Origin of the sequence: Nocardiopsis sp. CC223A, from assembly GCF_030766825.1 — a bacterium.
In the GTDB taxonomy this organism is placed as follows: Bacteria; Actinomycetota; Actinomycetes; order Streptosporangiales; family Streptosporangiaceae; genus Nocardiopsis.
On the sequence record NZ_JASFDV010000011.1, the window covers coordinates 42,548 to 64,964 of the forward strand.

The 22,417-nt window shown below is 74.1% G+C and carries 19 protein-coding genes; 11 read left to right on the plus strand and 8 right to left on the minus strand.

All coding sequences use genetic code 11. From position 1 onward, the window contains the following. The first annotated feature begins 5 nt into the window (after nt 1-5). Nucleotides 6-794, plus strand: a complete 789-nt coding sequence (locus QJS33_RS06575) for a TetR/AcrR family transcriptional regulator (protein WP_306366957.1) — start codon at nt 6-8, stop codon at nt 792-794. Nucleotides 795-840: 46 nt separating this feature from the next. Here the strand turns inward: QJS33_RS06575 and QJS33_RS06580 are convergent, their stop codons facing one another. From QJS33_RS06580 to QJS33_RS06590, 3 genes are all read right to left on the minus strand, one after another. Further along, nucleotides 841-2,043 carry a cupin domain-containing protein gene (locus tag QJS33_RS06580; protein ID WP_306366958.1) on the minus strand — a complete coding sequence of 401 codons (1,203 nt, stop codon included), beginning with the start codon at nt 2,041-2,043 and terminating at the stop codon, nt 841-843. Nucleotides 2,044-2,257: 214 nt separating this feature from the next. Continuing rightward, entirely contained in the window at nt 2,258-4,456 is a 2,199-nt protein-coding gene (locus QJS33_RS06585; RefSeq protein ID WP_306366959.1) for a prolyl oligopeptidase family serine peptidase, read from the minus strand. Between the two features lie 299 nt (nt 4,457-4,755). Then, nucleotides 4,756-5,976, minus strand: coding sequence for an ABC transporter ATP-binding protein (locus QJS33_RS06590; RefSeq protein WP_306367016.1), 1,221 nt, complete (start codon nt 5,974-5,976; stop codon nt 4,756-4,758). Between the two features lie 670 nt (nt 5,977-6,646). On the opposite strand from QJS33_RS06590, the gene lnt reads away from it, so the two are divergent. The 8 genes from lnt to QJS33_RS06630 all read left to right on the plus strand — a co-directional run bounded on the left by lnt (nt 6,647) and on the right by QJS33_RS06630 (nt 14,720). Beyond that, nucleotides 6,647-8,224: an apolipoprotein N-acyltransferase gene (lnt, locus tag QJS33_RS06595; RefSeq protein WP_306367017.1), complete on the plus strand. Its 1,578-nt coding sequence runs from the start codon at nt 6,647-6,649 to the stop codon at nt 8,222-8,224. Nucleotides 8,225-8,335: 111 nt separating this feature from the next. Then, nucleotides 8,336-8,908, plus strand: a complete 573-nt coding sequence (locus tag QJS33_RS06600; protein ID WP_306366960.1) for an FxsA family protein — start codon at nt 8,336-8,338, stop codon at nt 8,906-8,908. 432 nt (nt 8,909-9,340) lie between these two features. Further along, nucleotides 9,341-9,916, plus strand: coding sequence for a (2Fe-2S)-binding protein (locus tag QJS33_RS06605; RefSeq protein ID WP_306366961.1), 576 nt, complete (start codon nt 9,341-9,343; stop codon nt 9,914-9,916). Then, nucleotides 9,916-10,917, plus strand: coding sequence for a xanthine dehydrogenase family protein subunit M (locus QJS33_RS06610; protein ID WP_306366962.1), 1,002 nt, complete (start codon nt 9,916-9,918; stop codon nt 10,915-10,917). Before QJS33_RS06605 ends, QJS33_RS06610 begins: the two co-directional genes overlap by 1 nt. Next, nucleotides 10,914-13,163, plus strand: coding sequence for a xanthine dehydrogenase family protein molybdopterin-binding subunit (locus QJS33_RS06615; RefSeq protein ID WP_306366963.1), 2,250 nt, complete (start codon nt 10,914-10,916; stop codon nt 13,161-13,163). The genes QJS33_RS06610 and QJS33_RS06615 overlap by 4 nt, the downstream gene beginning before the upstream one ends. Nucleotides 13,164-13,177: 14 nt before the next feature. Beyond that, nucleotides 13,178-13,717, plus strand: a complete 540-nt coding sequence (locus QJS33_RS06620; RefSeq protein WP_306366964.1) for an antibiotic biosynthesis monooxygenase — start codon at nt 13,178-13,180, stop codon at nt 13,715-13,717. 26 nt (nt 13,718-13,743) lie between these two features. Then, nucleotides 13,744-14,067, plus strand: coding sequence for a nuclear transport factor 2 family protein (locus QJS33_RS06625; RefSeq protein ID WP_306366965.1), 324 nt, complete (start codon nt 13,744-13,746; stop codon nt 14,065-14,067). A 107-nt stretch (nt 14,068-14,174) separates the two neighbouring features. Further along, the gene (locus QJS33_RS06630) at nt 14,175-14,720 is read left to right on the plus strand and encodes a suppressor of fused domain protein (RefSeq protein ID WP_306366966.1); all 546 of its coding nucleotides are present in this window, start codon (nt 14,175-14,177) and stop codon (nt 14,718-14,720) included. Nucleotides 14,721-14,724: 4 nt separating this feature from the next. Here the strand turns inward: QJS33_RS06630 and QJS33_RS06635 are convergent, their stop codons facing one another. Then, entirely contained in the window at nt 14,725-14,889 is a 165-nt protein-coding gene (locus tag QJS33_RS06635; RefSeq protein ID WP_306366967.1) for a hypothetical protein, read from the minus strand. A gap of 80 nt (nt 14,890-14,969) precedes the next feature. Continuing rightward, nucleotides 14,970-17,492 carry an HAD-IC family P-type ATPase gene (locus QJS33_RS06640; protein ID WP_372339603.1) on the minus strand — a complete coding sequence of 841 codons (2,523 nt, stop codon included), beginning with the start codon at nt 17,490-17,492 and terminating at the stop codon, nt 14,970-14,972. A 357-nt stretch (nt 17,493-17,849) separates the two neighbouring features. Between QJS33_RS06640 and QJS33_RS06645 the strand changes: the two genes are divergently transcribed. Further along, nucleotides 17,850-18,641: an NRDE family protein gene (locus QJS33_RS06645; RefSeq protein WP_306366968.1), complete on the plus strand. Its 792-nt coding sequence runs from the start codon at nt 17,850-17,852 to the stop codon at nt 18,639-18,641. A gap of 78 nt (nt 18,642-18,719) precedes the next feature. Here the strand turns inward: QJS33_RS06645 and QJS33_RS06650 are convergent, their stop codons facing one another. The 3 genes from QJS33_RS06650 to QJS33_RS06660 all read right to left on the minus strand — a co-directional run bounded on the left by QJS33_RS06650 (nt 18,720) and on the right by QJS33_RS06660 (nt 21,527). Beyond that, nucleotides 18,720-19,352: an MBL fold metallo-hydrolase gene (locus tag QJS33_RS06650; RefSeq protein ID WP_306366969.1), complete on the minus strand. Its 633-nt coding sequence runs from the start codon at nt 19,350-19,352 to the stop codon at nt 18,720-18,722. Then, on the minus strand, nt 19,349-20,434 hold the full coding sequence (locus QJS33_RS06655) for an S-(hydroxymethyl)mycothiol dehydrogenase (protein WP_306366970.1): 1,086 nt from the start codon (nt 20,432-20,434) through the stop codon (nt 19,349-19,351). Before QJS33_RS06655 ends, QJS33_RS06650 begins: the two co-directional genes overlap by 4 nt. A 145-nt stretch (nt 20,435-20,579) precedes the next feature. Further along, a complete protein-coding gene (locus QJS33_RS06660; RefSeq protein WP_306366971.1) occupies nt 20,580-21,527 on the minus strand; it encodes a hypothetical protein in 948 nt (315 codons plus the stop codon). Nucleotides 21,528-21,775: 248 nt separating this feature from the next. Between QJS33_RS06660 and QJS33_RS06665 the strand changes: the two genes are divergently transcribed. Then, nucleotides 21,776-22,258, plus strand: coding sequence for a hypothetical protein (locus QJS33_RS06665; RefSeq protein ID WP_306366972.1), 483 nt, complete (start codon nt 21,776-21,778; stop codon nt 22,256-22,258). The last annotated feature ends 159 nt before the right edge of the window (nt 22,259-22,417 follow it).

Genomic DNA, 22,417 nt, shown 5'->3' on the forward strand with positions numbered 1-22,417 from the left:
GGCCCATGACGACCGAGGACGAGCGCAAGAGCCGGATGGCGCGGGACGTGGAACTGCTCTGGGGGCTGGACACGACGCCCGCCCGGCGCGGGCCCAAACCCCGCCTCAGCCGTGAGGCGGTGGTCCGCGCGGCGATCGGCGTGGCCGACGCGGAGGGCATCGAGGCGGTCTCCATGCAGCGCGTGGCCAGGGAGCTCGGCTACACCACGATGTCCCTGTACCGGCACGTGGACAGCAAGGAGGACATGCTCGTCCTCATGCTGGACACCGCCACGGACGGCGTTCCGCCCGCGCCCCGGGAGGACGGCGACTGGCGGGCAGGGCTGGAGGAGTGGTGCAACGGCGCCCTGGAGATGCACCGCGCCCACCCCTGGTCGGTGTTCGTCGCCTTCTCCGCACCCCCCAGCGGGCCCAACGGCCTGCGCTGGATGGAGGCGGGCCTGCGCGAGCTGGTCGCCTCCGGGCTCGACGTCGGCGAGTCGCTCCAGATGCTGACGATACTCTCGGCGGTGGTGCGCGACACCGTCCGCCTGGAGATCGAGATGACCCGCGCCGCCCAGAGCACCGGCAGCACCCTGGTCGAGTCGGAGAACGACTACAGCCAGAGCCTGCGCCGGGTCGTCACCGCCGAGCGCTTCCCCACCATCGACCGCATGCTCAGGGAGGGGGTCCTGGGGGAGGCCCCCGCCCCGGGCCGGACCGGCGGCCCTGCGGAGGAGCTCGACTTCGGCATCCGCCGCATCCTCGACGGCATCGAGTCCTACGTGCGGGCCGAACGGGGCACCGGGGGGTGAGGGTACGGCGCCGCGCCCGCCGCGGCACCGCCCGTCGTCCCGCCGGTCAGCGGATCAGCACCAGGTGGTGGCGGGCCAGGACCGACACCACCTCCGCGGCCCGCTCCGGTGCCGCGCCCGCGGCCCCGGCCAGCTCCGCCACCGTCAGCGAGCGCCGCTCGGCCAGCACGCCCAGCACGTCCCCGACCTCGGCGGGGAACGTGTACCGGCGGCCGCCCACCGACAGGGCGACCTTGTCGCCCTCGCGGGTCAGCGGCGGCGGCAGGATCGGCACGAACTCCACCCGCGCCTCCGGACCCGGTGCGCCCTCCGCCATCGGCCAGGGCAGCGAGAACGACGTGCGCCGCGGGAACCGCGCGTCCCGCTCGGCCAGGAACGCGTCCAGGTCGGCCTCCTCGGCCAGCTCCGCCAGCCGCGCCGCCAGCTCCCGCCGGTGCTTGCGCCGCACGTCCGGGTCGGCGAACCGGGGCAGGTCCCGCCGGAACGCCTCCTCCTCGAACAGCCGCCGCACCAGGGCGTCGGCCCAGTCCACCCCGGTCGCCCGGGTGAACCCGAACGTCAGGTGCAGGCTCACGTCGCCGGTCCCGGTCACCGTGTGCCACCAGCCCCGCGGCACGTGCAGCACCTGCCCGGGCCGCAGCACCCCCTCCCACACCACCTGGAGTTCGCCGTCGGCGTCCCGCGGCGGGGTGTGGTCGTGGTCCACGTCGTTCTTCATCGGGTGGGGGCGCGACCCGGGTCCGTGCACCTGCCAGTGCTTGGTCCCCTCCACCTGCACGATCACCGTGTCGTGGTCGTCCCAATGGGTGTCGAACCCGCGCGACTCGCCCCAGATCAGGTACATGTTGGCCTGCACGCGCTCGCACACCAGCCGCATCAGGTCGTCGGCGGCGGCCGCCACCGGCGGGTGCATCCGGTCCAGCCCGTCCAGCACCAGGCTCGCCCCGGCGCGCAGCTCCCGGTACAGCGCCTCGGGCCGCACCACCCGGCGGGTCACCCGGGAGGCGGTGCCCACCTCGGTGTACCGGTCCACCGGGACCGGGGAGCCGTCCCGGTGCAGCCGCAGCCGCGGCGGCTCGGGGGCGCACGCCGCCAGCAGGGCGTTGAGGTCCTCGAACGTCACCAGGGAGCGCACCGCGTCCGCGCCCAGGTCGGCGAACACGAACTCCTCCGACAGCCGCGCGGTCAGGGCCTCCCGGCCCACGGTGCCGCACAGCCCTTCACTGAACAGGTGGCCGGGATCGGTCACTGGGTTCCCGCCTTTCAACGGACCGGGGGCCCGCCCGGCCCGGACGCGGCCGGACCGGGCGGGTGCGGATGGGATCAGATGAAGTCGGAACTGGAGTCGGTACCGTCGCTGTCGCCGCCCGCGGTGATGTCGCGGGAGGTCACCTCGGCCAGCTCCTCGACCTCGACCTCGATGGGGTCCATACGCCGTACCTCGCTTTCCGTGTCGGTTTCCTCTAGGACCAGGACCGGCCCCGCGCCGGGCGGCGCGGCGACAGCCCCGTTCTGTGGGCCGCGAACGCGTGCGCGTCCGCGGCCAGCCCCACCGCCCGGCCGACCGCGCGCGGGCCGTGCCCGACGTCGCGCTCGTACCGCAGCAGGGCCGGTGGCCGCCCCTCCTCGGACCGGGCGGCCGCCAGCAGCGCCGCGCACATCTTGCGCGGGTGGGCGGCGTCGGTCCGGGTGTCCCCGGCGAACCCGGTGAGCAGCACGCTCGGGTACCGCAGCCCCGGAGTGCGCACCGCGCCCTCCAGCACCCGGTGGTAGGGCGAGTAGGACATCAGGGCGGCGAAGTCGTCGGGGTCGGCGACGGTCCCGAACTCGCGGGTCCACATCCGCCCCAGGCCCAGCCGCTCGAACCGGGCCATGTCGGCCAGCGGGGCCGAGGCGATCACCGCCGAGCACAGGTCGGGCCGGGCCGCGGCGGCGGCCAGCACCAGCAGCCCGCCGGCGGAACCGCCGGACAGGCACAGCCCCGAGCGGGTGCACAGGTCCGCCGCGACCAGGGCGTCGGCGGCCGCGACCAGGTCCTGCACCGCGCGCGGCTTGCCGCGTCCGGCCCCGGCCAGGTGCCACTCGCGGCCGATGTCGCCGCCGCCGCGCACGTGCGCCACCGCGTAGCGCCCGCCCGAGGCCAGCCAGGCCAGCACGGTCGCGCTGAACCCGAACCGGCGCGGGCGGCCGAACCCGCCGTAGGCGTGCAGCAGTGTGGGCAGCGGCCCCGTCGGCCGCTCCGCCGCGGAATCGGGGTGCGGGGCGTCCGGGGCGGGGCCGCGCGCGGTCAGGACGGTGACCGGGACCCGGGTGCCGTCGGCCGAGCGGCACCACAGCACGGTGCGCTCCACCTCGGGGGCGGGCGGCGGGGCGGCGGCCCCGGCGGGCCAGGGCAGCGGGCGGGCCGAGCCCGGGGCCAGGCGCAGCACCCGCTGCTGGGCGGTGACGTCGGCGTAGCCCAGGTACACGGCTCCGTCGGGGGCGGTGACCGGACCGCTCACCATGCCCTCGCCGGGCAGGTCGACGGTGCGCGCCGGGGCGCCGGTGCGGGCGTCGTGCACGGTGGCGGAGTCGATGCCCAGCCGGGTGCGCACCACCAGCAGTTCGGGGGCGTCGGCGGTGCCGCAGGGCGTGAACGCGTCCAGTGTCCCCCCTTCCTGCTGGGGGACCACCTCGCGCCAGTGCTCCGGCCCGGGCCGGTCCGGGTGCGCGGCGCAGATCCGCCGCCAGGGGGCGTCCAGGGTGGTGCGCAGGTACAGCAGCCCGTCCGGGCCCAGGGCGGCCTCGGTCTCGGCCTCCACACCCACCTGGAGCGGCCGGAAGTCCGGCGCCTGCGGGGGGCCGCCCGCCCGGTCGGCCAGCCACAGGTCGGTGCGGTGCCCGGTGCCGTGGCTCTCGGTGAACAGCAGCAGCCGCCCGCCCAGGATCGTGATCCCCGGGACGGTCCCCGGCCCCGAGCAGGCCCGCACGAACACCTCGGTGCCGTCGGCGGCCCGGCGCAGCCACACCCCGCGGGTGCCGTCCTCGTCGTCGCGCCGCACGTAGTAGAACGCGGGCGGGCCCTGCGGCGTCCAGGCCACGTGCGAGTAGCGGACCCCGCGCACCGGCGGGCCGACCGGGTGGCCGTCGGCGGTGCGCAGCACCTGGAGGACGCCCCGCTCCACCCCGCCGGTGGAGGTCTGCACCGCGACCAGGCGGCCGGTGGGGTCGGGCTCCCAGGCGTCCAGGGTGGTGCGGCCGCTGGGGTCGGCCGCCGCCGGGTCGTAGACCACCCGGGCCCGGTCGGCGCGCACCGGGGCGGGGGAGCCGCCTGCGGCGGTCCCGGTGAGGAGGTCGGCGGGGGTGTCGAAGGCGACCAGGCGCGGGTGCTCGGCCCCGGCGGGGCGCACGGTGGCCATGACGAGCCCGGGGCGGTGCACCGGGGCCGACCACAGGTCGGCGTCCAGGTGGAAGCGGATGCGTGCGGCGAGCCGGTCGCGCAGCGTCCACCCGGCGGCCTCGCGGGCGTGGTCGCGGGCCCGCTCCTCCAGCCACCGCAGCGTCCGCGGGTCGTCGGCGGACTCCAGCCAGCGGTAGGGGTCGGGCACGGGGCGGCCGTGCAGGGTGTCCACGACGGACGAGGGTTCGCGGACGAGGGCGACTCCGGGGGCTCGGTTGCGCACCTACACATCGTTCGGCCCGCCCTATCGGACGGTCAAGAAAGAACCGACTCACCCGAAGGTGATACGGACCTTGCCGAAAGGTGAGGTCCGCAGGCCGGGGTGGCGGCGGCCCGCGCCCTCCGGGATTCGGACCGCCCCTATCCTCGCGGGGACGGGGTGCCGGTATGGGAGAAAGCGTACGCAAAGGGCGGCGCCCCGCTCGGAGCGGGGCGCCGCAAGGGAAGGGGGTGTCAGGTGCCGGACGGCGGTGGGGGCCGCCCGGACGCCTCGGGAGTCGACACCCCCGTCTACGCCTTCCGTCAGACGTTGTCCGGGTGGCCGATGGCCAGACCGGTCTCCTGGTCGAAGAAGTGCAGCTGGCTCACGTCCACCGCGAGCGTGATCGAGCGGCCCGGACGGACCTGGCTGCGCGGGCTCACCCGGGCGGTGAAGAACGAGCGGTTCGCGCCCAGCGGCATCGCGGCCTCGGCGGCGTCGGAGTCGTCGCCCGCGGCGTCCTTGGCCAGGGCGGCGGCGTCCGCGTGGCGGACCGGCGGGGCGTCCACCGTGAAGATCACGTTGATCTCGGTGCCCAGCTCCTCGGTGACGTCCGCGGTGACCTCGATGCGCGGGTCGCCGTTGCCGTCGAGCTCGGCGTCGCTGAAGTCCGAGGGGCGGATGCCCAGGATGATGTCGCGGCCCAGGTACTCGCGCAGGTGCGGGCGGGAGTCCAGGACGGAGGCGGGCACCGGCAGGGTGTGCTCGGCGAACTTCAGCACCGCGCCGGTGCCCTCCGCGGCCAGCGAGGCGTCCACGAAGTTCATGGCGGGGGAGCCGATGAACCCGGCGACGAACAGGTTGACCGGGGCGTCGAACAGGCGCTTGGGGGTGTCCACCTGCTGGAGGCGGCCGTCGCGCAGCACCGCGACCCGGTCGCCCAGGGTCATGGCCTCGACCTGGTCGTGGGTGACGTAGACGGTGGTGACGCCCAGGCGCTCGTGCAGCTGGTTGAGGGAGGCGCGCATCTGGACGCGGAGCTTGGCGTCCAGGTTGGACAGCGGCTCGTCCATGAGGAAGGCCTGCGGCTCGCGGACGATGGCGCGGCCCATGGCCACACGCTGGCGCTGGCCGCCGGAGAGGGCGCCGGGCTTGCGCTTGAGGTAGGGCTCCAGGCCCAGCATCTCGGCCGCCTCCTGCACGCGGCGGGCGATCTCGGGCTTGGGGACCTTGCGCAGCTTCAGGCCGAAGGCGAGGTTCTGCTCGACGGTCATGTGCGGGTAGAGCGCGTAGTTCTGGAAGACCATCGCGATGTCGCGGTCCTTGGGCGGACGGTCGTTGACGATCTCGTCGCCGATGACCAGGGTGCCGGCGGAGATCTCCTCCAGGCCCGCGATCATGCGCAGCGCGGTGGACTTGCCGCAGCCGGACGGGCCGACGAGCACCATGAACTCGCCGTCCTCGATCCGCAGGTTCAGGTCGTCGACGGCTTTGACGCCGCCGCCGTAGATCTTGTCGACGCCTTCGAGGGCGATCTCCGCCATGTCTGTGCTCCGCTGCATCGGGTCGGGGGTGACCGGGATCTCGTGGCCGTGGACCCGGGTCACCCGGACCGGTTCGTGCTCGTGTTGATCGAACCGGACTGCTTTGCTGATCATATGAGACAGGAATTTGATCGAAAAGTCCAGAGTTGGATCATGATCGATCTGGTTGTGGTCAGACTGAAACCCGGAGTGCTCAACTGGCATGGCGGCCCGAGGTGCGTTAGCCTGTCCGACGGTTCACCACTTCCTCCCCAACGGACACTCGGCGGGGCCGCCACGACACGGCGGCCGGGTTGAGGCATCCGGTTGGGGAGTCTGGGTAACCTAACGACCAGTCCAGCACTGGACGGACCGGTTGTGCGGCCCCCACTCGTCCGATCGGACGCTGCATCACGCGCCAGGTGCAGCCGGGATCGGGTGAGGGGCGGAAGTAGCGCGACCGGGCGGGGGGTTGGACCCGGAAAAGGCCCGAACATCCAGTAGACAACGGTCTTCCGAGCTCGCCGCCGACGGGACGGAGCCGGTCCGAAGGGTGGCTCGGGCCTTTTCCGCGTCCCCCCAATATGCTGACCGCACACCCTCACCACACCTGCGGAAAGCGAGACCCCACGTGGTCACCGAACACACGGAACGGGGCGAGGCCCCCGCCGTCGACCCCCAGGCGCCCACGGTGCCGGTGAAAGGCCGTGCGGCCACCGTTCTCCCCCTCGGTCACCGCTGGGGCCGGTACGACCTCCTGTGGCGTGTCCTGGCCGCCACGGGCTCGGGCCTGGCGCAGCTGCTCGCCCTGCCCCCCTACGAACTGTGGTGGCTGGGGCCGCTGAGCGCCGCCCTGCTCCTCTTCGCCGTCGCCGGGACCCGGATGCGCCGCGCCGCCTGGCTGGGCGCCCTGTCCGGGGCCGCCCTCATGATCCCGCTGGTGCAGTGGCAGGACGTGTTCGGCACCGACGTGTGGCTGCTCATCGCCGCCGCCGAGACCGTCTACTACCTGCCCATGGCCATGGGCATCGCGCTGGCCGCCCGCCTGCCCGGCTGGCCGGTGTGGACCGCCGCCCTGTGGGTCGCCCAGGAGGCCGTGCGCGCCCGCTGGCCGCTGGGCGGCTTCCCCTGGGGCAAGCTCGCCTTCGCCCAGCCCGACACGCCCTTCGCCGGATACGCCGCCCTGGGCTCCTCCGCCCTGGTGACCTTCGCCGTCGCCCTCACCGGCGGCCTGCTGCTCTGGGCCCTGCTGCGCGTCGCCCTGCGCGGCCCGCGGGCCGGCCTGCCCACCGCGGCCCTCGCGCTGGCCGCGGCCGCCGCGGTCGTGCTCTGCGGCACCGTCGCCCCCGCCCTCGGCCGCCCCCCGGCCGGGGAGACCGTCACCCTGGGCATGGTGCAGGGCAACGTGCCCAACGTCGGCGAGATGTCCATCGCGGGCGAGCGCATGCAGGTGCTCCAGAACCACGCCGACGGCGTGCACGAGCTGGCCGCCGCCGCCCGCGCCGAGGGCACCGACCTGGACCTCGTGCTGCTGCCGGAGAACGCCAGCGACATCGACCCCTTCCGGGACCCCGCCGCCCGGGAGACCATCGACGCCGCGGCGGCCGACGCCGGGGTGCCCCTGCTGTGGGGCATGAGCCGCTTCAACGACGACGGCACCCGGTACGTGTCCAGCGTGGTGTGGGACCCCGAGACCGGGCCGGGGGAGATCTACGACAAGCGCTTCCTGGTGCCCTTCGGCGAGTACATCCCCTTCCGCGACTTCTTCACCCGGTTCGTGCAGCGCCTGGAGCAGGTCAGCTCCGACGCCATCCCCGGCACCGAGCCCGGCGCCATGGAGATCGGCGGCACCACCCTGGCCGTGGGCATCTGCTTCGACGTGGCCTTCGACGCGCCCGTGCGCGAGTCCGTGGCGGCGGGCGGCGGGATCATCGTCATCCCCACCAACAACGCCAACTACAACTTCACCGGCCAGTCCGACCAGCAGCTCGCCATCACCCGGCTGCGCGCCGTCGAGCACGGCCGCCCCGCCGTGGTGGTGTCCACCAGCGGTATCAGCGCGGTGGTGAACGCCGACGGATCGGTCGCCTACCAGTCGCCCGAGGCCGAGGCCGACGTCCACATCGCCGAGCTCACCGCCGCCGACGGGCCCACGATCGCCACCCGCCTGGGCGCGGCCCCCGAGGCGCTGCTGGCCGCCGTCGGCCTGGCGGCGGTCGCCGCCGCGGTGGTCCTCTCCCGCAGGGGCCGGGAGGCCGACCAGGGGTGAACGGCGCCCGGGGGTGAACGGCGGCGGACGGGGAACCATGCGGGGCGGTGGGGCGTTCTTCCCGGTGAGGGAGGACCTCACCGGCCCGTACGACCCCGAGGATGGTTCCGCATGCCGATCCTGACAGTGCTCGCACTCATGGCGCTGCCCTTCGTCGAGGTGTGGCTCATGATCGTCGTCGGCGGCCGGATCGGCGTCCCGTGGACGCTGGCCGCGCTGGTCGCCCTCATGGTGCTGGGCGTGGCGGTGCTGCGCCGGGCCGGGACCAAGGCCTTCCGCGACGCCGACGAGGCGCTGCGTTCGGGGCAGCAGCCGCGCGGCGGTCTGCTCGACCCCCTCATGCTGATGGCCGGCGGCGTCCTGCTGGTGATCCCGGGCTTCCTCACCGCGGTGGTGGGCCTGCTGCTGGTGCTGCCGTTCACCCGCCCCCTGCTGCGCTGGGCGTTCACCGGCTGGGCCCAGCGGCGGATGCGCCGCATGCAGGACCGCATGGAGGCGGAGCTGCTGGCCCAGGGCGTGCGGGTGCCCGGTCGGAGCCCCTTCGGTCAGAGCCCCTTCGGCCCGGGGCGGAGCCCCTCCGGCGGTGCCGGGGCCGCCCGCGAGGAGGAGCGCCCCGCGCCCTCGCGCGGCCGGGTCATCCAGGGCCGCTTCGAGCCGGACGACACCGACCGGAGCCGGAACTAGCAGGACCACCCTCCCTCCCGGCCGACCGGGAGCGACGGGGCCCGCCGAGCGTCCGTCCCTCGGCGGGCCCCGTCCCGTGTCCAGGCCCCGGCCGCGGGGCCGGACGCGGACCGGAACCGGGCCTCCCCCGGCTTTTCCGGCCGGTTCCCGCCGCGCTTCGTTCTCATGGCCGCCCGGACGGCGTTCCCGGACGGCGAACGACCGGTCCGATCGGAAGCGATCACCGAGGTTGCGCGGGATCCGTGTTTTACCCGACCTTGGCGCCCCATGGGCGCGGCCGCGAACCGAACGGTGCGAGCATCCACAGAGGTCGAGAACACGGCGGCCGTCACCCACCCGTGACGGGCGGCGGCCGCCGCGTGCACATCCGCCACCCGAGGGGGGACCCATGTCCGCCGTCCGAACCCACCGAGCCGCCGCCGGGAGGGTGTCATGACGCCCCGCGAACCCGGCCGCACCGGCACCGCCGTCCCCGCCGTACCCCGACAGGCCACCGGCGCCGAGGAGCACGGCGACCTGGGGCCCGGACCGGTCGACGTCCTGCTCACCGTCAACGGCACCCTTCGCCGGGTCACCGTCGAACCCCGGGTCAGCCTGTTGGACGCCCTGCGCGAGCGCATGGGCGTGACCAGCCCCAAGAAGGGCTGCAACCAGGGGGCCTGCGGCGCCTGTACCGTCCACGTCGACGGGCGCCGCGTGCTCTCCTGCCTGACACTGGCCGTGTCCTGCCAGGGCCGGGAGGTCACCACCGTCGAGGGTCTGGCCGACGGTGACGACCTGCACCCCATGCAGCGCGCCTTCGCCGAGGAGGACGCCTTCCAGTGCGGGTACTGCACCCCCGGGCAGCTGATGTCCGCGGTGGCGCTGATGGAGGAGGGGCACACCGGCGACGACGCCGAGATCGCCGAGTGGATGAGCGGCAACCTCTGCCGCTGCGCCGCCTACCCCAACATCCGGCAGGCCGTCCGCAACGTCCGTGACGGCGCCGCGGCGGAAGGGGAGCGGTGATGCGACCCTTCGCCTACACCCGCGCCGCCGACGTGGACACCGCCATCGCCGAGGTCGCCCGGGACTCCGGCAGCGAGTACCTGGCCGGGGGCACCACCGAGGTCGACATGATCCGCATCGGCGTGGCCCGGCCGCGCCGCGTCGTCGACATCAACGACCTGCCCATCGCCGCCATCGAGGACCTGCCCGGCGGCGGGCTGCGCCTGGGCGGGCTGGCCCGGATGAGCGACGTGGCCGCCCACCCGGCGGTCCGCGAACGCTACCCCGCGGTGGCGGAGTCCCTGGAGAAGGGCGCCTCCGCCCAGCTGCGCAACATGGCCACCATGGGCGGCAACCTCATGCAGCGGGTCCGCTGCTCCTACTTCCGCGACGGCGACCGCGCCTGCAACAAGCGCGAACCCGGCAGCGGCTGCGCCGCGATCCACGGCGTCAACCGCACCCACGCCGTGCTGGGCACCAGCGAGCACTGCATCGCCACCCACCCCTCCGACGTGGCCGTCGCCCTCACCGCCCTGGACGCGGTGGTGCGCCTGCGCGGACCGGACGGGGAGCGCACCGTCGCGTTCGACGACTTCTTCCTGCTCCCCGGGGACACCCCGGACCGCGAGCACCCCGTCGGACACGGCGAGCTCATCACCGGCATCGACCTGCCCGACCTGCCGATGGCCCGCACCTCCCATTACCTCAAGGTGCGCGACCGGGAGTCCTACGAGTTCGCGCTCACCTCCTGCGCCGCGGCCCTGCGCATGGACGGCGACGCCGTCGCCGAGGCCCGCATCGGCCTGGGCGGGGTCGCCACCAGGCCCTGGCGGGCCCGCCGTGCCGAGGACATCCTGATCGGCGCCCCGGCCACCGCCGAGGCGTTCGCCCGCGCCGCCGAGGCCGAGATGGCCGACGCGGTCCCGCGCTCCATGAACGGCTTCAAGATCGAACTGGCCCAGAGGACCATGGTCCGGGCGCTGACCACCGTCGCGTCCCGCACCGGAGGAGGGGCGGCATGACCATTCCAGCGCAGATCGGCCGGGGCATGGACCGGGTCGACGCCCACGCCAAGGTCACCGGCGCCGCCCGCTACTCGGCGGAGCACCGGCCGCCCGGCGCCGTGCACGCGGTCCTGGTGGGCGCACGGATCCCCCGCGGCCGGATCACCGGGATCGACACGTCCGCCGCCCTGGCCGCCGAAGGGGTCATCGCGGTCCTGAGCCACCTCAACCTGCCGAAGGTGGCCCAGACCCCGCACCTCATCCCGTCACTGGCGGGCACCACCGCGCACGGGCAGAGCTTCTTCCCGATGCAGGACGACCGGATCCACTACGCGGGCCAGCCCGTGGCCGTCGTGGTCGCCGACACGCTGGAGCGCGCCGAGTACGCCGCCGGACTGGTCCGGGTCTCCTACGCGGAGGAGCCCTGGGTCACCACCATCGCCCAGGGGCGCGGGGACACCTACGAACCCGAGCGGATCTTCGGCGGGTTCGTCCCCGGCCGCATCGAGCGCGGCGACGTCGAGGCGGGCCTGGCCCGCGCCGACGTGCGGATCGAGACCACCCACCACTTCGCCGCCAACCACCACAACCCGATCGAACCGTCGGCGACCACCGCCGTGTGGGAGGACTCCAAGCTCACGCTGTACGACGCCACCCAGGGGCCCACCGCCACCCGGCTCACCGTCGCGCAGCTGCTCGGCATCCCGCCCTCGGACGTGCGGGTGGTCAGCGAGTTCGTCGGCGGCAGCTTCGGCTCCAAGGCGATGATCTGGGCGCACCCCACCCTGGCGGCGATGGCCGCCCAGCACGTGCGGGCGCCCGTCACCCTGGCGCTGGACCGCGCCCAGACGTTCACCAACACCGGGCACCGCGAGGAGCAGGAGCAGACGATCACCCTGGGGGCGACCCGGGACGGGGAGCTCACCGCGATCCGCTACGCCAAGACGTCGCCCACCTCGCCCTTCGACGACTGGGCCGAACCGTCGATGGGGCCGGTCAACCGGCTGTACGCGTGCCCCGCCTTCGAGGGCGTGCACCACCTGTTCAAGGCCGCCACCATGACGCCGACGTTCATGCGGGCGCCCGGTGAGGGCACCGGCGCGTTCGTCATCGAGACCGCGATGGACGAACTCGCCCACGAGCTGGGCATGGACCCCATCGAGCTGCGGCTGCGCAACCACGCCGACCTCGACCCCGAGAGCGGCAGGCCCTGGTCCAGCAAGGGACTGCGGGAGTGCTACGCGCTGGGCGCCGAACTCTTCGGCTGGGCCGACCGCGACCCGGCACCGGTCACCGGTGCCGCGCGCGAGGGCCACTGGGTGCTGGGCACCGGGATGGCCAGCGCCATCTACCCGGTGTACGGGGTCGTCAACCCGCAGCGGGCCCGCGCCCGCGTGTACGCCGACGGGCGCGCCGTCATCGAGACCGGCTGCTCCGACTTCGGCACCGGTGCCGGCACCGTGCTGCGGCAGGTCGCCGCCGACGCCCTGGGCATGGACGCCGAGGCCGTGACCGCACACTACGGCGACACCGAGCTGCCCACCACCGTCGCCGCCGTCGGCTCCGCGGGGGCCGGGGCGATCAGCGCGGCCGCCCACACCGCCGCCACCGCCCTGCGCGAGCGGCTCGTCGGCCAGGCCGTCACCGACCCCGGCTCGCCGCTGCACGGCGCCGACCCGGCCGCCGTCCGGGTGTCCGGCGGCCGCATGGTCCGGCCCGACACCGGAGCCGGGGAGACCTACGGGGAGATGCTCGGCCGCCACATGACCTTCGACGCCGAGGCCCTGGGCGAATGGGCCCCGCCGGGCGGGGACGAGTACGGGATGGCCACCTTCGGCGCCCAGTTCGCCGAGGTCGCCGTCGACCCCGACCTCGGACTGGTCCGGGTGCGCCGGATGCTCGGGGTGTTCGCCCCGGGCCGGGTCCTCAACCACAAGACCGCCCGCAGCCAGCTCATGGGCGGCATGCTCTGGGGGCTGGGCCAGGCACTGCTGGAGGCCACCCACATGGAACCGGACCAGGGGCGCTGGGCCAACCCGAGCCTGGGCGAGTACCTGATCCCGGTCAACGCCGACGCCCCGGACGTGCGGGTGGAGATGATCGAGGTCGAGGACCGTGCGGTCAACCCGCTCGGCGTCAAGGGGGTCGGGGAGATCGGCCAGGTGGGGATGGCCGCGGCCATCGCCAACGCGATCTTCCACGCCACCGGGCGCAGGTTCCGCGACCTGCCCATCACCATCGAGGCGGTGATGGCCCCGGCCTGAACGGGGGAGGGGGCATGAGCGAACCCGTCACGACGGTCTTCACCTGGGAGGTGGAGCCCGGACGCGAGCAGGAGTTCGAGGAGTGGCTGCGCCGGGTCAACCGGGCGGCGGTCGGGTTCCCCGGCCACCAGGGCGTCACCTGGATCGCCCCGGAGCGGCCCGGCGGGCACTACCACGCGCTGCTGCGCTTCTCCGACACCGGTGCGCTCGAACGCTGGCTCGGCTCGCCCGAGCGTGACGCCGTCGTCGCCGAACTGGACGGCATCGCCACCGAGGCCGACCGGCGGGTGCACACCACCGGCATGGAGACCTGGTTCAGCCTGCCGCGCACCGCCGTGACGCCGCCGCCCAGATGGAAGATGGCGCTGGTGTCGTTCAGCGCCGTCTACCCGTGCGTGCTGGTGTTCACCGCGTTCACCGGACCGCTGCTCGCCGACTGGCCGCTGCCGCTGCGGACCGTGGTCCTGCCGGCGGTGATGGCCCCGCTGCTCACCTACGCGCTGATGCCCGCGCTGAGCAGGCTGCTGAGGAAATGGCTGTACCCGGAGCTGTGATCGGGACCGAACACGAAGGAGACGATGTGAGCACGCAGATCCCCGAGCCGGTGGCGACGTTCTTCGACCGGGTGAACGCCCACGACGAGGGCGCCCTGGACGCCTTCGCCGACGACGCCGTGGTGGACGACTGGGGGCGCGAGTTCCTGGGCCGGGAGGAGATCGCGGCCTGGAGCGCCCAGGAGTTCATCGGCTCCAAGGGGGTGCTGACCGTGGAATCGGTCGAGGACACCCCGGACGGGGTCCGGGTGGTGGGGGACTGGCGGTCCAACCACGCCAACGGGCCCAGCGCGTTCACCTTCGCCGTCGACGGCGACACCATCACCCGGATGACCATCCGCGAGGGGTGAGGACACCGGCCGCCCCGCGCCGCCGTGCGGGGCGGCCGGTGTGACAACCGGGCCGCGGGCACGGTAGAACGGCACCGGTCCGGTGGAGCACGACGGCGGGAGCGGCGATGGGCGCAGGGGCGGGGACGGCGGAGCTGGAGGAGCACCTGCGCGGGTTCTGGCCGGGACGGGAGCTGGAACCCGTCACCTGGCGGGACGGGCCGGTCCTGGAGCGGCTCCCGGACTTCGCCTCCTACCGCGTCACCCAGGGCCCCGGGCGCGGGTGGAACTACGCCACCGTCGGCGCCTCCGCCTCCGGCGGCCTGGAGTTCGTGCTCATGGCGCCCTTCGAGACCGACGACCACGCCGAGACGCTCGCCATGGTCGCCCACTTCAACTCGTTCGAGGAGCACCGGGTCGACGTCGGCTCGGTGCTGCACATCGGCCGTCCCTGGACGGGCGACTCCCGTATGGAGCACCTGCTGGTGAGCCCGCCCTACCCCTATGGGCCGCTGCTGGAGCAGGCCCCCGGCGGCGTCCGGTACCTGTGGCTGCTGCCCGTCCACGCCGCCGAGGCCGAGGTGGTCCTCACCGAGGGCCTGGAGGCCTTCGAGGAACTCCTGGAGGCCGAGGGCGTCGACATCCTCGCCATCGACCGCCCGCCCGTCGTCTGACCCTTCAGGGGCGGCCGTGGGTGCGGGCCCGGAGGGTACGGACGGCCCCGGCCGGCTCGGGGACCGGGCCCGCCACCGGCACCCCCGGGGCGACCCCGTCGACCGCCTCCGGGGCCCTCCCGGCCGGTTCCACCGCCCGGCGCAGGTGCCGCGGAGCGGTCTCGGCCACGGGCACCTCCTCCTGTCCCACCCCGACCGTGCACACGGCGACGGCCGTGCCGCCCCGCCGGGCGACACGGCCGTCGAACGTCAGACCAGGGCATCCACCCGCTCCGCCTCCTGCGCGGCCCGCGCCTCCGCACGCGCGATCGCCCGGTCGTCCACTACCCGGATCACCGTGATCACCGCGATCGCCGCACCCGCCACCGCCAGCCCGGTCAGCACCTTGGCCGGGTCGCTCACGTCCAGGTCGAAGAACCACCGGCCCAGCGGGGTCGCCATCGCCAGGGTCAGCAGCCCCACCATCGACCCCACCAGCACGACCTTCCACCACACGTACGGCTTGGCCACCAGCAGCAGCACCCACAGCGTCGTCGTGCACAGCGTGATCACCACCGCCGTCCGGTCCGCCGGATCGGGCACCGTCCGACCGCCCAGCACCAGCAGGTAGGTGGTCACCGCCGCCAGCCCCGCCACCATGCCCGAGGGCACCGCCAGCCGCAGCGTCCGCGCCACGAACCCCGGCCGGGCGATGTCGGTGTTGGGCGCCAGCGCCAGGAAGAACGACGGGATCCCGAACGTCACCGCGTTGATCAGCGTCGCGTGCCGCGGGAAGAACGGGTACGACACCGCCAGCAGCCCCACGACCGTCGCCAGCACCATCGTGTACACGGTCTTGGTGAGGAACAGGCTCGCCACCCGCTCGATGTTGCCGATCACCCGGCGCCCCTCGGCCACCACCCGCGGCAGCACCGCGAACCGGTCGTCCAGCAGCACCAGCTGCGCCACCGAACGCGACGCCGGGCTGCCCGAGCCCATCGCCACACCGATGTCGGCCTCCTTCAGCGCCAGCACGTCGTTGACCCCGTCGCCGGTCATCGCCACCGTGTGCCCCCGGTCGCGCAGCCCCCTGACCATGTCGCGCTTGCGCTCGGGGGTGACCCGGCCGAACGCCGAGTGGCCGTCCACCCGCAGACCCAGCTCGGCCGGGTCCCCGGGCAGCTCCCGGGCGTCCACCGGCCGGTCCGCGCCGGGCAGCCCCAGGCCCCGGCCCACCGCCCCCACCGACGCGGCGTGGTCGCCGGACACGATCTTGACGTCCACCCCCTGCTCGGCGAAGTAGTCCAGGGTGGGTGCGGCGTCCGCGCGCACCTTCTGGTCCAGCACCACCAGGGCCACCGGCTCCACCTCACCGGGCGCCCGCGGGTCGTCCACCCGCAGCGAGGAGCGGCCCAGCAGCAGCACCCGCAGCCCCTGGGCGCCCAGCCGGGCCGCCTCCGAGGACGCCGCGTGCCCCGGGGCGAGCACGTCCGCCGCGCCCAGCACCCAGTTCACGTCGCCCTCCGGGGTGCGGAACCCCATGCCGCTCCACTTGCGCGCCGACGAGAACGCCGCCTGCGCCGTGGGCTCCCAGTCCGGGGCCCGGTGGCCGCCGGCCCGCATCCCCTGGGCGATCGCCGCCATGCTCGCGTTGGGGTCGGGGTCGTGGGCGGTCAGCGCCGCCAGCACCGCGGTCGGTGTCGGTCCGTCCGCCGGGCCGCCGCCCAGGTCGCGGATCTCCGCCATCTTCATGCCGACCTCGGTCAGCGTCCCGGTCTTGTCCGTGCACACCACGTCGACCCGGGCCAGCCCCTCGATCGCGGGCAGCTCCTGCACCAGGCACTGGTACCGGCCCAGCCGGATCACCCCCACCGCGAACGCGATGCTGGTGAGCAGGATGAGCCCCTCGGGGATCATCGACACCAGGGCCGCCACCATGCCGCGCAGCGCGTCCGCCAGCGGCCCGGAGACCTGCCCGCCCGCGGCGCCCTCGTCCAGGGTGACGTGGCCGCCCATGAACAGCTGGCTGTAGACCAGCAGCCCCCCGATGGGGAACAGGGCGTAGGTGATCCAGGTGAGGATCCGGTTGATGCCCGAACGCAGCTCCGAGTGCACCAGGGAGAAGCGGCTCGCCTCCTCGGCCAGCCGCGCCGCGTACGCGTGCCGGCCCACCTTGGTGGCGCGGAACCGGCCGGTGCCCGCCACCACGAAACTGCCCGACATCACCGTGTCGCCCGGCTTCTTGACCACCGGGTCGGCCTCGCCGGTCAGCAGCGACTCGTCGACCTCCAGGCCGCCCGACCAGGTGACGGCGCCGTCGACCACGATCTGGTCGCCGACCCCCACCTCCAGGACCTCGTCCAGGACGATCTCCTGGGCGGCCACCCGCACCACCGCGCCCCCGCGCACCACCCGGGGGCGGGCCGCGTTGACGATGGCGAGCCTGTCCAGGGTCCGCTTGGCGCGCAGCTCCTGGACGATGCCGATCAGCGTGTTGATGAGGATGACCATCGCGAACAGCCCGTCCTGGACGGGGCCGATCACGGCGATGATCGCGAACAGCACCGCGATCATCGCGTTGATCCGGGTGAACACGTTGCCGCGGATGATCTGCGCGACGGTGCGGCCGGCCCGCACCGGGACGTCGTTGGTCCGGCCCGCGGCGACCCGCTCGGCGACCTGGGACGGGGACAGTCCGGGCTCCTCCGGCGGCCGGGAGGGACCGGTCGCGAGCGGGGACGGCCGCTCCGGGGCCGCCTCCGCACCGCCGGGGCGGTCGGGGTTCTCGGGCACACGTGCTCCTGCGGAATGACATCAACGGGGTGCGTCCCGGCCGGTCGGCGGTCCCGGGACGCCTCAAGGGCGAGGCCTCAAGGGTAAGGAGGGACACAAGCCTAGAAGATCCGGGCCGCCGAACGCGGTCGTGCCCGCCCCACAGGGCCGGGTGGGGGTCGCACCACGGCGGCGCACGGGCGCCGGGGCGCCGGGTGTGGGCACCGGGCGGGCGGGGTACGGGTCCGGACCGGGAGCCGCGGTGTACGGGTCCGGACCGGGAGCCGCGGTGTACGGCCCGGATGAGTCCGGGTACCGTGTTCCCACCTCCGAGGTCCCACCGCGGGGACCCGGAGAGACGGGTAGGTAGAGGTCCACATGTGCACCGTCATCGTCGGATTCGACCCCGACGCCGACACACCCCTGGTCATCGCCGCCATCAGGGACGAGATGCGAGACCGTCCCTGGGACGGCCCCGGGCGCCACTGGCCGGAGCGGCCCGGGCTCATCGGCGGGCGCGACCGCCTGGCCGGCGGTACCTGGCTGGCGGTGGACCCGCACCGGCCCCGCACCGCCGCACTGCTCAACGGGTGGCCCTGGGACGGCAAGATGCCCTGGGAGGGCACCTACCCGGCCAGCCGCGGCGAGCTGCCGCTGCGCGCCCTGACCCACCCCCCGCGCGACCCGTTGCAGGGGGAGGACCCCACCCTGTACGCGCCGTTCCACCTGTTGGACGCCGACGCCCACCACGCCGACCTGTACAGCTGGGACGGGCGCTGCCTGGACACCCGGCGGATCCCGGCGGGGGTGAGCGTCGTCGTCAACACCGGCCTGGACCCGGCCGACCCGCGGGCGGCCCGGCACACGCCCGAGTTCGCACGCACCCGCCCGGACCCGCACCTGGCGGCGGCCCGCACGCCCAAGGAGGTCTGGGGGGAGTGGCCGCGGCTGATCACCGAGGCGGCCAACGCCGCGCCGCGTTCGGCGGGCCTGGACGACGCCGGCGACCCGAGCGGCCTCATCGCCCACGCCGACCTGGGCGGCGGGAAGGTGTGGGCGACCGGGTCGGTGACGCTGCTGGCGGTGGACCGGGACACGGTCCGCTACGCCTTCACCGCCGACCCGGCCGACCCGGACGCCTGGACCATGGTGGACGCCGGCGCCGTCTGACCCCGGACCCCCGCCCCGACCCGCTCGGCCGCCGTCGTCCCCGGACCCCGGTGGTGCGGAAGACGGCGTCTTCGGCGTTCAGTGGCCGCGGTCGATCCACTCCTGTAGGTGCGGGGCCTCCTCGCCGATCGTCGTGGAGTCGCCGTGCCCGGTGCGCACCACCGTCTCCGGCGGCAGCCCCGACAACCGGTCCCGGATCGAGCCGATGATCGTCGAAAAGTCCGAGAACGACCGGCCGGTCGCCCCCGGGCCGCCCCGGAACAGCGTGTCCCCGCTGAACACCGTGCCCAGACCGGGCGCGTACAGGCACACCGCGCCCGGCGTGTGCCCCGGGGTGTGCAGCACCCGCAGCACGGTCCCCGCCACCGCGATCTCCCGCCCGTCGGCCAGCGCCCCGTCGGGCGCCCGGCCGGGGTGGACCATGTCCCACAGCACCCGGTCGTCCGGGTGCAGCAGCACCGGCGCCCCCACCGCGTCCGCCAGCGCCGGCGCCGCGTCCACGTGGTCGTTGTGGGCGTGCGTGCACACGATCGCCACCACCCGGCGCCCGCCCACCGCCTTCGCGATCGCGTCGGCGTCGTGCGGGGCGTCCACCACCAGCACCTCGGCGTCGTCGCCGACCAGCCAGACGTTGTTGTCCACCTCCCACTCGCCGCCGTCCAGGGCGAACACCCCGGAGGTGACCAGGTGCTCCACCCGTGCGCCGCTCACAGCACCACCACCGACCTCAGCACCTCACCGCGTTCCATCCGGGCGAACGCCTCCTCCACCTCGTCCAACCCGACCCGCTCGCTCACGAACCCGTCCAGGTCCAGCCTCCCCTGGAGGTACAGGTCCACCAGCACGGGGAAGTCCCGCGAGGGCAGGCAGTCGCCGTACCACGACGACTTCAGGGCGCCGCCCCGGCCGAACACGTCCAGCAGCGGCAGGTCCAGCCGCATGTCGGGGGTGGGCACCCCCACCAGTACCACGGTCCCGGCCAGATCACGGGCGTAGAACGCCTGCTCGTAGGTCCGCGGGGTGCCCACCGCCTCGATCACCACGTCCGCGCCGAACCCGCCGGTGAGGTCGCGGATCGCCTGCACCGGATCGGTCTCGGCGGCGTTCACCGTGTGGTGCGCGCCGAAGCGCCGCGCCCACCGCAGTTTGCGCTCCTCCACGTCCACGGCGATGATCCGGTGCGCCCCCACCAGGTTCGCCCCGGCGATCGCCGCGTCGCCCACGCCGCCGCAGCCGATCACCGCCACCGAGTCGCCGCGGGTGACGCCCCCGGTGTTGACGGCCGCGCCGATCCCGGCCATGACGCCGCAGCCCAGCAGCCCCACCGCCGCGGGGGCGGCCTGCGGGTCCACCTTGGTGCACTGCCCGGCCGCCACCAGGGTCTTGTCGGCGAACGCCCCGATGCCCAGGGCGGGGGACAGCTCGGTGCCGTCCTCCAGGGTCATCCTCTGCTGCGCGTTGTGGGTGTCGAAGCAGTACTGGGGGCGGCCCCGCAGGCAGGCACGGCACCGGCCGCACACCGCCCGCCAGTTCAGGACCACGAAGTCCCCGGCCTGGAGGTCGGCCACCCCCTCGCCGACCGCCTCCACCACCCCGGCGGCCTCGTGGCCGAGCAGGAACGGGAAGTCGTCGTTGATGCCGCCCTCGCGGTAGTGCAGGTCGGTGTGGCAGACCCCGCAGGTGCGGACGGCGACCACGGCCTCGCCGGGACCCGGGTCGGGTACCACCACGGTCGTCGACTCGACGGGTTGCCCCTTGGCGCGGGCCACCACGCCCCGGACTCGTTGCGACACGGAGATCGTCTCCTTCCGAACGGTGAGCGTCCGCGAGCGCGCTCGCGGTACCGCCACCCTCGTCCACCGGCCGGCCCGTGTCCACCACCCCACCCGTTCGGCGAGAGGGAAAAGGCCCGGCCCCACCGCCCCGGCGGCCGCCCCCTCACAGGGTGAGCGCCGACTCCTCCACCTCTCCGGGCTCCGCAGGCCGAACACGGTCGACCAGATGCACCATGCCGACGTCGGGGAAGGGGATCAGGGTCTCTCCGTCCTTGGCCGTCGGCACAGCGGTCCGCAGCGTGGCGGTGGCCCCCGCGGCGAAGGGGATGCGCAGCTCCTCCCACTCCGGATCACCGTGAACGTCCTCTTCCCAGGTGAACACGGCCTCTCCGTGCTCCTCGCAGAAACGGCGGCCGTTCTCCTGCTCACAGCCCTCGAACAGAGGGGAGCGGCCCCCGGGGTCCGCCGACCTCTCCGTCACCATCACCAGCCGGAACCCTGCCGGCTCGGGTCCGGGCTCAACGGGGGCGTAATAGATCCAGGCCGTGTCCCGATCATCGGAGACCTCGATCTGTACGGGTTCCCAGTCGGGGGAGTCCAGTACGGCGATCGGCAGCGGGAATGCGGCGACCTCCCGCTCCACCTCCTCCCGCTCCCGGTTCAGCTCGGCCTCGGAGACCCACCACAAGGACCCCGCGACCAGGGCGTTGACGGCCAGTACCGCTCCGAGCGCGCTCGGCAGCCGACGGCCGGAGCGCAGGACGGCGACACCGACGAGCGCCACCAGCGGGCACAGGAGGAACAGGAGCACGGGAAGGAGGAAAGGCAGCGAGTCCACCCGCGACCAGGCCGACAGGACCACGGGTGTGCCCGCCAGCACTGCCGTGGTCACCGCCGTGGGCGGACCCCACGGCCCGGGGACTCCCCGCGACCGCAGAAAACGGCCGCAACCCCAGTGCACCACCGCGACCAGCACCACCACGGCCACGACACCGCCGAAGGACTGGGATTCCGGGGCCTGGAGCAGCAGGACCGGTGCGGGCATACCGACCGCGGCCGCTTGGACGACGGCGGTCGGGTACACCGCGCGCAGATCTGGGCTCGTGCTCATGGAACCTCACGAAACAGGGGAGGGGGTCGCGCAGTGCGATGACCATCCGCCGCTCCCAGTTCGTGTTGAGCGCGGCGAAGATGACAGTGGTCAACGCGGTGAAGCCGTCGGTAGGCGGGGTAACGGTCCCTCCCGGTCATTCCTCGACCACCAGTACTCCGGATAGCCTGCCGCACATGACTTCCCGTGCCCCGGACCCCCACTCCGGAACGAGCGGGGCGCGGATACCGGGTGGACCGGGCTGGTACATGAACGCCCTCACCCTGCTCCCGGTGATCGAGGACGTGCAAGAGTTCCGCAGCGCCTATGGGCACGACCGAGCGCTGCCGGTCCTGGAGAAGCTCTGGGACGGCCGACCCGAGGAGGCGGAGCCCCTCGCGCTGGCCCTGGCCACGGCCGAGCCGACCATCCGCCACCGGGCTCTGCTTGCTGACGTCCGTCGTGACCTGGGCCGGATCGCTTGGGCCGTCGTCGAGTACAGCGAGCTGATCGACCTGTCCCGCGGCACCGCGCGCGAAGCCGTCCTGTGGCAGCACCTGGGCAAGGTCCACTTCGTCGGCCGGGACTACCCGCAGGCCGCCCGGGCCTTCGCGGTCGCGCTCGATCTCCGACTCCGCGACAACGCGGCGGAGGAACTGGTCGCCTCGTCCCGCCTGGCCCTGCAACGGACGGAGCTTCTGCTCTCCGCCCCGGCGCGCCGACAGGTGCTCTGGGAAGAGCCGCGGGAGTGACGCTCCGGCCATGTGAGGCAGTGGCGGGCTACCGGCATGTTCCTTGCGCAGACCACTGACAGATTCGGGTTCTGGCACTGATCTTGTGGACTGATCGCGAAGAGTCACGAGGGCTGTAGTCCTGGAACGCACAAGAACTCCGTTCGACTCTCGTCGCAC

Bases quoted from the DNA above. Each gene is read 5' to 3' on its own strand.
- QJS33_RS06575 (WP_306366957.1), top strand. From the start codon at position 6: ATGACGACCGAGGACGAGCGCAAGAGCCGGATGGCGCGGGACGTGGAA.
- QJS33_RS06590 (WP_306367016.1), bottom strand. From the start codon at position 5,976: ATGGCGGAGATCGCCCTCGAAGGCGTCGACAAGATCTACGGCGGCGGC.
- QJS33_RS06600 (WP_306366960.1), top strand. From the start codon at position 8,336: ATGCCGATCCTGACAGTGCTCGCACTCATGGCGCTGCCCTTCGTCGAG.
- QJS33_RS06605 (WP_306366961.1), top strand. From the start codon at position 9,341: ATGACGCCCCGCGAACCCGGCCGCACCGGCACCGCCGTCCCCGCCGTA.
- QJS33_RS06610 (WP_306366962.1), top strand. From the start codon at position 9,916: ATGCGACCCTTCGCCTACACCCGCGCCGCCGACGTGGACACCGCCATC.
- QJS33_RS06615 (WP_306366963.1), top strand. From the start codon at position 10,914: ATGACCATTCCAGCGCAGATCGGCCGGGGCATGGACCGGGTCGACGCC.
- QJS33_RS06620 (WP_306366964.1), top strand. From the start codon at position 13,178: ATGAGCGAACCCGTCACGACGGTCTTCACCTGGGAGGTGGAGCCCGGA.
- QJS33_RS06630 (WP_306366966.1), top strand. From the start codon at position 14,175: ATGGGCGCAGGGGCGGGGACGGCGGAGCTGGAGGAGCACCTGCGCGGG.
- QJS33_RS06645 (WP_306366968.1), top strand. From the start codon at position 17,850: ATGTGCACCGTCATCGTCGGATTCGACCCCGACGCCGACACACCCCTG.
- QJS33_RS06660 (WP_306366971.1), bottom strand. From the start codon at position 21,527: ATGAGCACGAGCCCAGATCTGCGCGCGGTGTACCCGACCGCCGTCGTC.
- QJS33_RS06665 (WP_306366972.1), top strand. From the start codon at position 21,776: ATGAACGCCCTCACCCTGCTCCCGGTGATCGAGGACGTGCAAGAGTTC.